The following is a 10973-nucleotide window of genomic DNA, read 5'->3' as shown; positions in this document are numbered from 1 at the left end:
TGCATCCCCAGTCACGCCTAGATTGTCCGTCAGTCGTGTTACAGGCCGCCGCACCACCCGGCGACAGCGATCAGTTCCGTTACCCTGAGCAGCGCCCGTACGATCGCGACGTGACATTCATCCCCCGGTGGTCCCTCGGTACTCAGGTGTGCGGTTCCCTCTCCGCCGGGGGTGCCCGCGAGTGGCTGGTCACCGACGGGCTGGGCGGCTACGCCATGGGCACCGTCTCCGGCCTGCGCACCCGCCGCTACCACGGCCTGCTGGTGGTGGCCGACCCCACGCCCGCCGCGCGGAAGCTGGCGCTGGCCGCCCTCGACGCGGTCGTGACGCTCCCGTCGGGGGCGCGGGTGCGGCTGGGCACCCACGAGTGGGCCTCGGGCCACGTGGAGCCGCGCGGCTACACGCTGCTGGAGAGCTTCGAGCTGCGCGGTGGGGTGCCGCGCTGGCGGTGGCGCTGCGGCGACGTCGTGGTCGAGCGTGAGATAGCCATGGAGTACGGCCGACCGTCCGTCGCCGTCACGCACCGCCTCGTGTCCGGGCCGCCGGTGCACCTGGCCGTCGAGGCGCTGGGCACCTGGCGTGACTCGCACGGCGAGCGCTACGCCGTCGGGGACGAGCTCGTTCTGGCGACGGCCGCCGACGGGGTGGTCGTGGCCGATGCCTACCGGCTCGCCGGGCCGGGCTTCGAGCCGGACGGCAACTGGTGGCTCGGGGTGCGCGCCCGCGAGGAGGCGGCCCGTGGCCTGCACCCGGTCGAGGACCTGCGCTGCCTGGGCCGCTTCGGCGCGACGCTGGAGCCGGGCGGGACGCTGGAGGTCTCGGCCTGGGCCGGGGACCTCGCCACGCCCCCGCCGCCCGCGTCGACGGTGATCGAAGCGGCCCGCGACCGGGCGGCGACGGTCCTGGCCGGCGCTGAGGACGAGACATCGGCAGCCCTGCGGCTCGCCGCCGACGCGTTCGTGGTCACCACGCCGGTCGGGCCGGACGTGGTCGCCGGCTACCCCTGGTTCGGCGCGTGGGGCCGGGACACCATGACGTCGTACGAAGGGCTGTTCCTCACGACCGGGCGGGCGGAGCAGGGCCGGCGCCTCCTCGCGGCCTACGCGGGCACGCTGTCGCACGGGATGATCGCCAACACGGCCGACACCGGCGCGACGGAGTACAACACGGCCGACGGCACCCTGTGGTTCCTGCACGCGGTGGACCGGCACGTGGCGGCGACCGGCGACGACGACCTCGCCGCGTCGATCCTGGACGGGCTCGACAGCATCGTGACCGCGCACCTGGCCGGGACGCGGTACGGCATCCGGGTCGACCCGACCGACGGGCTGCTCACCCAGGGCGCCGAGGGCAAGGCGCTGACCTGGATGGACGCCGTCGTGAACGGGATCGCGGTGACGCCCCGCCCCGGCAAGGCCGTGGAGATCAACGCGCTCTGGATCAACGGGCTGGCCGCGCTCGCCGGGCTGCGGGAGCGGCTGGGCCGACCCGGCGACGACCTGCTCAAGGTGCGTGAGCTGGCCGTGGACTCGTTCCGCCGGCGGTTCGTCAACCCGGAGACGGGCTGGCTGCGCGACGTCGTGGACTCCACGTCACTGCAGACCTATCCGCGCGGCGACGACCCGTCGCTGCGCCCCAACCAGCTCCTGGCGTTCGGCCTGCCCTACGCCCCGCTGCGCGGCGGGGACCCGGGGGCCGTGCGGGCAGTGTCCGCCGCCCTGCTCACCCCGCTGGGTCTGCGCACGCTCGCTACGGGCGAGAACGGGTACAAAGGCGGCCACCAGGGCTCCCCCGTCGACCGCGACCACGCCTACCACCAGGGCACCGTGTGGCCGTGGCTCATCGGGCCGTACGTGGACGCGTGCCTCGCGGTCGGCGTGGACGCGACCGGGGCGCTGGACGGTCTGGTCGCGCACCTGCCGGAGTGGGGCGTCGGGTCGGTGAGCGAGACCGCCGACGGCGACGCGCCGCACGCGGCGACGGGGTGCCCGTTCCAGGCGTGGTCGGTCGCCGAACTCGCACGCGGCTACCGGATGATGGGCGCAAAGTAACATTCCCGAAATCCGCATGTTCTCCCAGGTAACAGCCCCCCGACAGAATGATGGGCAATCCCGTTAGGCGTACGGCACCCCCGGTGGAGGGGGTGTCTGCTGGCGCACGCCTGACGGCCGGTTCTGGGGAGAGAAGGGGGAGCGACCGTGCCCGAAAAGCCGCGATTCGCACCGACGCCCGCCGCCGCCACACCGCCCCGCCGGGTGCTCATGCTGTCCTGGGAGTACCCGCCCGTCGTCGTCGGCGGCCTCGGCCGCCACGTGCATGCTCTGGCCACATCGCTGGCGGCTGCCGGCCATGAGGTCACCGTCGTCACCCGCCACGCCCCGGGCGCGCCCCGCGAGGAGTACGCGGACGGCGTGCGCATCGTCCGCGCTCCCGAGGACCCGCCGACCTTCCCGCTCGTCACCTCGGGCCTGCTCTCCTGGACGATGGCGTTCAACCACTCGCTGACCCGGGCCGCCCTGCACGCCGCCGCGACCGGCGAGTACGACGTCATCCACGCCCACGACTGGCTCGTCACGCACACCGCGGTCACGCTCAAGGAGCACCTGGGCATCCCGCTGGTGGCCACCATCCACGCCACCGAGGCCGGCCGCCACCAGGGCTGGCTGCCCGAGGAGATGAACCGCACCATCCACTCCGTGGAGGTGTGGCTGGCCCGCGAGGCGTGCCGGGTGCTGGTCTGCTCCGAGTACATGCGCTGGGAGGTCACCCGGCTGCTGGAGCTGCCCGCGTCGCGGGTCGACGTGGTGCCCAACGGCGTGGACAGTTCGGTCTGGCGGACGACGGCACGGGCCGTGGCCGCCGCGCGTACCCGCTTCGCCGGCGAAGGGCCGCTGCTCGGCTTCGCCGGTCGCCTCGTCTACGAGAAGGGCGTGCAGCACCTGGTCAGCGCGCTGCCCGAGCTGCGCGCCCGGCACCCCGGCATGCGCCTGGTCATCGCCGGCGACGGGCCGCACAAGGCCGAGCTCGTCGACGCGACGAAGCAGCTGCGTCTGCAGCGCGCGGTGAGCTTCACCGGCTTCCTCGGCGCCGACCTGCCCGCGGTGCTGGCCGCCACGGACGCGATGGTGGTGCCGAGCATCTACGAGCCGTTCGGCATGGTGGCGCTGGAGGCCGCGGCGGCCGGCGCCCCGCTGGCGGTGGCGCGCACCGGCGGCCTCGCCGAGATCGTGGAGCCGGGCGTGACCGGCGTGACGTTCCCGGCCAGCGACCCGTTCGGGCTGGCGGAGGCGGTCAGCTCGCTGCTCGCCGACCAGACCTTCGCCAAGCGCGTGGCGCGGCAGGCCAAGGCCATGGTGGCGACCCGCTACGGCTGGCCGACGATCGCCCGCCACGTCGTCTCGGCGTACGACGCGGCGGTGGCGCAGGCCCCGTCATTCGTCACCGACGCGCTTCCCACACCCGTCGTCGTGCCCGAGGGCAACCTGCTCGCCGCCTGACATGCCCCTACACTGTGGAGCCCCTGGCGTAACTTGCCACGGGGCTCCACAGTGTGTGATGACGTCAGCGGTTTGGCGGTCGACGCCGGACGGGTATGACGTACTCACTCCGAGTGCACAAGGAAAGGGGCGCCCGCGATGGGCATCATCTTCCGCAAGGTGTGGCGGCTGGGTCCACTGCGGTTGAACTTCACCAACAAGGGCCTGTCCTCCTGGACGTTCAAGATTGGCCGTTGGTCGTGGAACTCCCGCACCCGGGCGCACCGCGTCGACCTGCCCGGTCCGGTCTCCTGGAAGCAGGACAAGTAACCCTGAACGCCGCCGCCCGGCGGGCCGTCAGGCCCGCCGGTGCGCGCCGCGCCAGTCGTTGAGCTTGCGGACCACCACGATGAGCAGCGCGACGATCGCGAGCGCGCCGACCACGATCAGCACGAACGTGAGGTACGGCGGCTTGAGCGTCGTCTCGCCGCTGACCGCGATCGTCTGCGGGCCGTCGAGCTTCGTCGCGCGCTTGAGGCCGTGCTTGCCGAGCACGGTGTCCCAGGGCGAGCTGACGGTGGCGCGCAGCGTGAACGTGGCGTGCACCGCCATGGTCTCCGAGGAGAGCCGGAACCACGACCTGGTCGGCCACTCGTACTGCACGTAGTAGTACGCCGGGGTGTCCGGGGTGAGCTCGATGCGGTCCGGCAGGTTCCCCACCGTGACGGTCTGGTCGCCCTCGATCCGTTCGAGCGTCACGTCGGTCAGGACGATCGGCACTCTGGTCGTCTTCGCCTGCAGCGTGAGCATGTGCGATGCGGTGCCCGTGGACGGGTCCACGTTGTCGAGCGTGTGGTCCCACTTCAGCGTCACCGGGGCGGCCAGGTCCGGCTTGAGCACCGACTTCAACCGGCTCACCTGCAGGTCGGTGCGGAGCTTGCCGTAGAACGTCTTCGCCTGGTCGGTCTTGGTGATGTTGATGGTCTGGACGCCGCTGAACACCGAGCGCAGCGCACCCGCGCTGGACACCCCGCCCGTCGTGGAGCCGAACACGCGCAGGCCGGGCACGTTCGAGGCCGGCTTGAGCGTCTTCCAGAGCGGGTCCTTGCGGTCGGTGTTGGCGCTTGACTTGCGGTCGATGTCGCTCATCACGATGAGCGCCGACACGGGTGCGTTCTCGTCGCGCATCTTCCGGAACGCGGTGAGCATCGGGCGGGCCATGTTCGAGCGATCGCCCTCGGACGAGGCGGGCAGGCAGGAGACCATGTCCTGCGGATTGACGAGCGAGCCGTTGTAGCAGTCGCCGTCCGAGTCGGCGAACGTCCTGATGTTGATCGTGTCGTTGGGGCTCATGGCGCTGACGAGCGCGAGCAGCGACTTGCGCACCGCGGCGAACCGGCCGCCCTTGAACATCGTGGCCGATGTGTCCACCATGACCTCGAAGTGGATCGGCACGTCGCCGATCTCCAGACTCTCGAAGATGTCCTGCTGGGACGTCTCGCCGGGATCGGCGTGAGCCGGCGCCGGGGCACCCAGGCCCGTTCCCGTGGCCAGTGCGATGGCCAGCGCCGCGGCGCCCACCCGCCGTACGAACGCCCGCCGTGGCGGCACACTGAGTCGGCTCATCTCGTGCCGGTTCCTTTCCTTCTCGCCGACCGCCGAGCACCATGCGACGGTCATACGTGCGCGCGGGCATGGTAGCGACGCGGAGTCGGGCGTTCAGTCGGCTGACGGACGCAACTGATCGTTGTGCTCCTTTCGGCCACTCGAAGGACGACGGTCGGCCAATCCGACCCCTACGGGGCGTGATCTCGGGATATACCCGGGGGACTCGGGATCCCCCGGCCAGCCCTTGCCATCTACGGTGTGGCGGTGACACTCATCGCGACAGAGGCGCTCACCAAGAGGTACCCGAACGGGGTCACCGCGCTGAGCGATCTCACCGTGGACGTCTCGCCCGGCGTGATCGGGTTGGTCGGCGCGAACGGCGCCGGCAAGTCCACCCTCATCAAGATCCTTCTCGGCCTGCTGCCGCCGACCAGCGGGCGGGTCAGCGTGCTCGGCATCGACCCCACGAGCGAGCCCGAGCAGGTCCGCGCCCGGGTGGGGTACATGCCCGAGCACGACTGCCTGCCACCTGATCTCTCCGCGGCGGAGTTCGTCACCCACATGGCCCGGATGTCCGGTCTGCCCCGCACCGCGGCCCGCGAGCGCGCCTCCGAGACCCTGCGCCACGTCGGCCTGTACGAGGAGCGCTACCGGGCCATCGGCGGCTACTCCACGGGCATGAAGCAGCGGGTCAAGCTCGCCCAGTCGCTCGTGCACGACCCCGACCTGCTGCTGCTCGACGAGCCGACGAACGGCCTCGACCCGGCCGGCCGCGACGCGATGCTCAACCTCATCGACCGCATCGGCAGCGAGTTCGGCATCTCGCTGGTCGTCTGCTCGCACCTGCTCGGCGAGGTGGAGCGCATCTGCGACACGCTCATCGCGATCGACGGCGGCCGGCTGCTGCGGGCCGCGAACATCTCGACCATGACGAAGGCGAGCGACGTGCTCGCCATCGAGGTCACCGAGGGCGCCGACGCGCTCGCCGCACGCCTGACCGAGAGCGGCCTCGACGTCCGTGCCGAGGGCCGCGACCTGCTCGTGCCGCTCGCCGACGACACCACCTACGACGTGGTCCTCGCCGCCGTCGCGGCGCTCAACCTGCCGTTGCACCGGCTCGACCAGCGCCGCCACCACGTCTCCGACCTGTTCCGCGACACCGCCGGGGAGCCCGCCCATGTCGGTTGAGAACCAGCCCGCCGGCGTCATCCACGACATCGGCTACCAGCGCTACGCCGGTGCCCGTCTGGGCCGCGGCTACGCGGCCCGCTCCCTGTACGTGCACGGGGTGCGCACCGCCCTCGGCCTCGGCCGGGGCCCCAAGGCCAAGATCTTCCCGTGGCTCGCCGAGGGCATCCTGCTGCTCGTCGCGGCGATCGTCACGGCGATCCGGGCCCAGACCGGGGAGGCGGTCATCAGCTACACTGAGTTCGCGGCGCAGCTGAGTTTCCTGATCATCCTGTTCTGCGCGACCACGGCCCCCGAACTGGTGTCCCGCGACCTGCGCAGCGGGGTGCTGCCGCTGTACTTCTCCCGGCCGCTGCGGCGCTCGGACTACGCGCTGGGCAAGCTCGGCGCCATGGTCACCGCGGTGTGGCTGCTGCAGGCCCTGCCGCTGACGCTCATGTACCTGGGCGCGGTGTTCTCCGTCAAGGGCGGCAGGGCGGTCTGGCACGAGACCGTCGACTACAGCAAGGGCCAGCTCTCCGCGCTGCTGTTCGGCCTGGTGTTCGGCGCGATCTCGATCCTCATCGCGTCGCTGGCCGGCCGGCGCGCGGTCAGCGCCGCGCTCATCGTGGTGGCGTTCCTGGTGACCTCGCCCATTTTCGGCGTCCTCCAGGTCATCGGCACCGGGGCGGTCAAGCAGCTGTCCGGCATCATCAACCCGGTGTCCCTGGTCCTGATCACCAACGCCTGGCTCACGGGCGACCAGGGTAAAGACTTCGACGAGATCGCCGGCTACGGCATCTACTACGCGCTGAGCACCGTGGTGCTGATCGTCGGCTGCGTACTCCTGCTCCTCCTGCGCTACCGGAAGGTGGCCCGATGACCTCGGTGAACGTTGAGCTCGCCAACGTGTCGTGCTGGTACGGGAACGTGGTGGCCGTCAACGACGTGACCATGACGCTCGGGCCGGGCGTGACGGGCCTGCTCGGGCCGAACGGCGCCGGCAAGACCACGCTGCTGCACATGATGGCCGGCTTCCTCGCCCCCTCGCGCGGCACGGTCCAGGTCGGTGGCCAGCCGACCTGGCGCAACCCGGGGGTGTACCGCGACCTCGGCCTGGTCAGCGAGCGGGAGGCGGCGCACGGGTTCCTCACCGCCCGCCAGTTCGTGGAGGCCAGCGCCAAGCTGCACAAACTGCCCGACCCGAGGGCCGCGGCCGCCAGGGCCCTGGGGTTGGTCGAGATGACCGACGCCCAGGACCGCCGGATCGAGACGTACTCCAAGGGCATGCGTCAGCGGACCCGGGTCGCGGCCGCGCTGGTGCACAACCCGGCCGTACTCCTGCTCGACGAGCCGTTCAACGGCATGGACCCACGCCAGCGGCTGCACATGATGGACATGCTCGACGAGCTGGGTCGGCAGGGGCGCACGATCCTGTTCAGCTCGCACATCCTGGAGGAGGTCGAGCAGGTCTCCGGCACGGTGCAGGTCATCGTGGCGGGCCGGCTCGCCGCGTCGGGTGACTTCCGCACGATCCGGCGGCTGATGACCAACCGCCCGCACGTGTTCACCATCCACTCCAGCGACGACCGGAGGCTGGCGGTGGCCCTCATGGCCGAGGAGTCCGTCGCGGGCGTCGAGCTGGACGCCACGGGGCTCACCGTGCGGGCCGGCGACTACGGCACGTTCACCCGCGCCCTGCCGAAGATCGCGACAACCTCGGGAGTACGGGTACGCCGCGTCCTCCCGGCCGACGAGTCCCTCGAAAGCGTCTTCTCGTACCTGGTGGCGGCATGAATATAACGATTGCTTCAATGACGCTGCGCGGGCTGTTCGGGCGGCGCAGGTTCCTGTTGCTGCTTCCGTTGCCGTTGCTGGTCATCGGGTTGGCGGTGCTGTGCGAGGCGCTCAACGCGAAGCCGGAGGACTGGGGCGGGCCGGTGCTCGGCGGCCTCGGGCTGGGCATCACGCTGCCGCTCATGGCGCTCATCATCGGCACGGGCGTGCTCGGCGCCGAGATCGATGACGGCACGATCACGCACATCCTGGCCAAGCCGCTGCCCCGCTCCGAGATCATCATCTCGAAGCTGGTCGTGGCCATCCTGGTCACCGCCGTGACCGTGGCCCCGGCGCTCGGCATCGCCGGCCTCATCACCGGGACCGCCTCGGTGGGCTACGGGCTCGCGGCCGGCGCGGCGGTGGGCGCGTGCGCGTACTCGGGACTGTTCGTGGCGATGAGCATGCTCACCCGGCGGCCGGTGCTGCTCGGCCTGCTCTACGTGCTGATCTGGGAGGGCATCCTCGGCAACGTGCTGTCGGGCACCCAGAAGCTGTCGATCAGCGCGTACGTGGCGGCGGTCGCGGACAAGATCGCGGATTCCGAGATCCTGAGCGGCTCGCTGGGGGTGCCGCTCTCGCTGATCATGTCCGCGGTGTTCCTCGTGGGCGGCACGCTGATCGCCATCAACCGGCTGCGTTCGTTCAGCGTGGCGGGCGAGACCTCCTGATTCGTGTGCGGGGCGCCCGTGGGGCGCCCCGCACTCTCCGAGGGGTCGGCAACCTTTTTCCGCGAGTCTAGACAAATAGATCGACTGCGGTCAACGCGTCAGCTGTTCAGCCAGGCCTGGTACGCGTCGAAGGTGTACTCCCGGCCCAGGAAGTCCCGGACCAGCTCGGCCGCCGGGGCCGACCCGCCCGGCGCCAGCACCGCGTCGCGGTAGCGCCCGGCCGTCTCGGAGTCCAGCAGGCCCTCCCGCTTGAACACGGTGAACAGGTCCTTCGCGATCACCAGCGACCACATGTACGTGTAGTAGATCGCCGAGTACCCGTCGAGGTGACCGAACGACAGGTGGAACCACGTCCCCGGCACCTCCGGGAACGGGGCGTACTTCGCCTGCAGCTCCCGCTTGAGCTCGGCGATGTCGAAGGTGGCCGGGTCGCGCCGGTAGATCTCCAGGCTGACGGCGGCGTAGAACATCTGCTGGCGCACGAAGATGCCCTTGCCGAACTCCTCGGCCGCGCGCAGCTTCTCGACCAGCTCGGCCGGCAGCGGCTCGCCCGTCTCGTGGTGGACGGCGAACAGCGCCAGCGTCGGCGCGTCGAGCGTCCACTCCTCCAGCAGCTGCGAGGGCGCCTCGACGAAGTCCCACTCGGTGCTGATGCCGCCGACGCCCGCCCAGCGGGTGTGCCCGGCGAAGATGTGGTGGATCAGGTGGCCGAACTCGTGGAAGAACGTGCTCACCTCGTTGTGCTGCAACAGCGCCGGCTCCGCCCCCGGCTTGGGCAGGTTGCACAGCAGCGCGCACTCGGGGATGCGTACCCCCGCCTTGCCGTTGACCATGGTGAACATGGCCGCGTGGTTGTACTTGTCGGCGCGCGGGTGCATGTCGAGGAAGATGCGCCCGATCAGCACGCCGCCGCGCGCGACGTCGTAGGCCTCCACGTCGGGGTGCCACACCGGGGCGTCCTCGCGGCGGGTGAACGTCACCCCGAACAGCCGCTCGGTCAGCCCCATCAGGCCCACCTTCACCCGGTCGTACTCGAAATAGGGCCGCATGGCCTGCGAGTCGAAGGCGAACCGCTCCGCCTTGACCCGGTCCTGCAGGTACGCGTTGTCCCACGGGTCGACCGCCGCCGCTTCCGGGTCGTCGGCGCGCTTGCGCTCCAGCAGCGTGGCGAGGTCGGCTCCGAGGCGGCCGGCGGCGACGGACGCGATGCGGTCGATGAAGTCGCCGGCCGCGTCGGCGCTGCCGATCATCTTGTTCTCGGTGACGTACTGCGCCCAGCTCGGGTAGCCGAGCAGGGTGGCCAGCTCGTGGCGGCGCTCGACCAGCCGGTCGAGCACCTCGATGTTGGCCGGGTGCCCGCGCATCTGGAACAGCCGCCACAGCTCCTCACGCGCGTCCGCGCTCGTGGCGTAGGTCAGGAACGGGATGATGTCCGGGTACTCCGTGGTGATGCGGACCAGGCCGTCCTCGCCGGGCGGGTGGGCCCGCACGTAGTCGTCGGGCAGGCCGTCCAGCGCGCTCGGCGCCACGGTGGCCGTGCGGGTGTCGGAGCGGATGTTGCGGTCGAAGTCCTGCCCGATGCCGACGAGCTCCTCCTGCAGCTCGCGGACGCGGGCCCGGGTGGCGTCGTCGCGGTCCACACCGGCGCGGCGGAACTCGCGCAGGGTCTTCTCCACCCAGTACCGGGTGGTCTTGTCGGCCGCGCCGAGGTCGATGGCGGCCAGCGCGTCGTAGACGCCGCGGTCCAGGGAGATATCCGTGGCGACCTTGTCGATCTCCTGCTCGGCCGCGTCGGCGGCGGTGCGCACCGCCTCCTCCGGGTGCGCCTTCGCGATCATGCCGGCCAGCTCGCGCAGGTTGGACAGGGCGGCGTTCGCCTCGTCGAAGATGTCCAGGAGCGCGTCGGGGGCGCCCTCGGCGGCCTTGAACCGCTCGATGCCCGCCCGCGCGGTGGCGATCGCGGCCCCGGTGGCCCGCGTCAACTCCTCCGGCCCGCCGGAAGCCAGCCGCGCGGCCTCAAACTCACCCGACATAACGCCCTCCCGCCACCCGGCACGCCAACCCGCCGACCCTACCCCGGGCACCTCGCGCCGGACGCCGAAGCTGCGGCATGTGCCGACTCCGACGGATGCGGCTCCGGAAAGATGATCTCCATGAAAAATCTTGGCACGAAACACGCGCTCGACTTTCGCAGTGTTGTTGATCTAGGCGGCGG

General features: G+C 71.1%; 9 protein-coding genes. 7 read left to right on the top strand and 2 right to left on the bottom strand.

Annotated features, from left to right (window positions below):
- Positions 1-110: 110 nt before the first annotated feature.
- From ABD211_RS29690 to ABD211_RS29680, 3 genes are all read left to right on the top strand, one after another.
- Complete coding sequence (locus ABD211_RS29690) at positions 111-2051, top strand: amylo-alpha-1,6-glucosidase (RefSeq protein ID WP_344138968.1); 1941 nt, start codon at positions 111-113, stop codon at positions 2049-2051.
- 210 nt (positions 2052-2261) lie between these two features.
- Positions 2262-3497: a glycosyltransferase family 4 protein gene (locus tag ABD211_RS29685; RefSeq protein WP_344139028.1), complete on the top strand. Its 1236-nt coding sequence runs from the start codon at positions 2262-2264 to the stop codon at positions 3495-3497.
- Between the two features lie 138 nt (positions 3498-3635).
- On the top strand, positions 3636-3806 hold the full coding sequence (locus ABD211_RS29680) for a DUF4236 domain-containing protein (protein WP_344138965.1): 171 nt from the start codon (positions 3636-3638) through the stop codon (positions 3804-3806).
- Between the two features lie 27 nt (positions 3807-3833).
- Here ABD211_RS29680 and ABD211_RS29675 read toward each other — a convergent pair whose 3' ends face one another.
- Positions 3834-5156: a vWA domain-containing protein gene (locus ABD211_RS29675; protein WP_344138963.1), complete on the bottom strand. Its 1323-nt coding sequence runs from the start codon at positions 5154-5156 to the stop codon at positions 3834-3836.
- 192 nt (positions 5157-5348) lie between these two features.
- Here ABD211_RS29675 and ABD211_RS29670 point away from each other — a divergent pair, with 192 nt between their 5' ends.
- The 4 genes from ABD211_RS29670 to ABD211_RS29655 are packed head-to-tail and all read left to right on the top strand — an operon-like array spanning position 5349 to position 8758.
- Complete coding sequence (locus ABD211_RS29670; RefSeq protein ID WP_344138961.1) at positions 5349-6272, top strand: ABC transporter ATP-binding protein; 924 nt, start codon at positions 5349-5351, stop codon at positions 6270-6272.
- Entirely contained in the window at positions 6262-7134 is an 873-nt protein-coding gene (locus ABD211_RS29665; RefSeq protein ID WP_344138959.1) for an ABC transporter permease, read from the top strand. The genes ABD211_RS29670 and ABD211_RS29665 overlap by 11 nt, the downstream gene beginning before the upstream one ends.
- Positions 7131-8048 (top strand): ABC transporter ATP-binding protein, encoded by a 918-nt coding sequence (locus tag ABD211_RS29660; protein ID WP_344138957.1) that lies wholly within the window; start codon positions 7131-7133, stop codon positions 8046-8048. The genes ABD211_RS29665 and ABD211_RS29660 overlap by 4 nt, the downstream gene beginning before the upstream one ends.
- Positions 8045-8758 carry an ABC transporter permease subunit gene (locus ABD211_RS29655; protein WP_344138954.1) on the top strand — a complete coding sequence of 238 codons (714 nt, stop codon included), beginning with the start codon at positions 8045-8047 and terminating at the stop codon, positions 8756-8758. The genes ABD211_RS29660 and ABD211_RS29655 overlap by 4 nt, the downstream gene beginning before the upstream one ends.
- Before the next feature lie 98 nt (positions 8759-8856).
- On the opposite strand, the gene ABD211_RS29650 is transcribed toward ABD211_RS29655, so the two are convergent.
- Positions 8857-10791, bottom strand: a complete 1935-nt coding sequence (locus tag ABD211_RS29650) for a M3 family metallopeptidase (protein ID WP_344138952.1) — start codon at positions 10789-10791, stop codon at positions 8857-8859.
- Positions 10792-10973 lie beyond the last annotated feature (182 nt).

This window comes from Luedemannella flava, assembly GCF_039528515.1.
GTDB lineage: Bacteria > Actinomycetota > Actinomycetes > Mycobacteriales > Micromonosporaceae > Luedemannella > Luedemannella flava.
Note: the sequence above shows the minus strand (reverse complement) of the source record. Positions and strands in the feature narration are given on the sequence as shown.

Coding starts and splice junctions, on each gene's coding strand:
- ABD211_RS29685 (WP_344139028.1), top strand. CDS start 2,262: ATGCTGTCCTGGGAGTACCCGCCCGTCGTCGTCGGCGGCCTCGGCCGC.
- ABD211_RS29680 (WP_344138965.1), top strand. CDS start 3,636: ATGGGCATCATCTTCCGCAAGGTGTGGCGGCTGGGTCCACTGCGGTTG.
- ABD211_RS29675 (WP_344138963.1), bottom strand. CDS start 5,156: ATGACCGTCGCATGGTGCTCGGCGGTCGGCGAGAAGGAAAGGAACCGG.
- ABD211_RS29665 (WP_344138959.1), top strand. CDS start 6,262: ATGTCGGTTGAGAACCAGCCCGCCGGCGTCATCCACGACATCGGCTAC.
- ABD211_RS29660 (WP_344138957.1), top strand. CDS start 7,131: ATGACCTCGGTGAACGTTGAGCTCGCCAACGTGTCGTGCTGGTACGGG.
- ABD211_RS29655 (WP_344138954.1), top strand. CDS start 8,045: ATGAATATAACGATTGCTTCAATGACGCTGCGCGGGCTGTTCGGGCGG.
- ABD211_RS29650 (WP_344138952.1), bottom strand. CDS start 10,791: ATGTCGGGTGAGTTTGAGGCCGCGCGGCTGGCTTCCGGCGGGCCGGAG.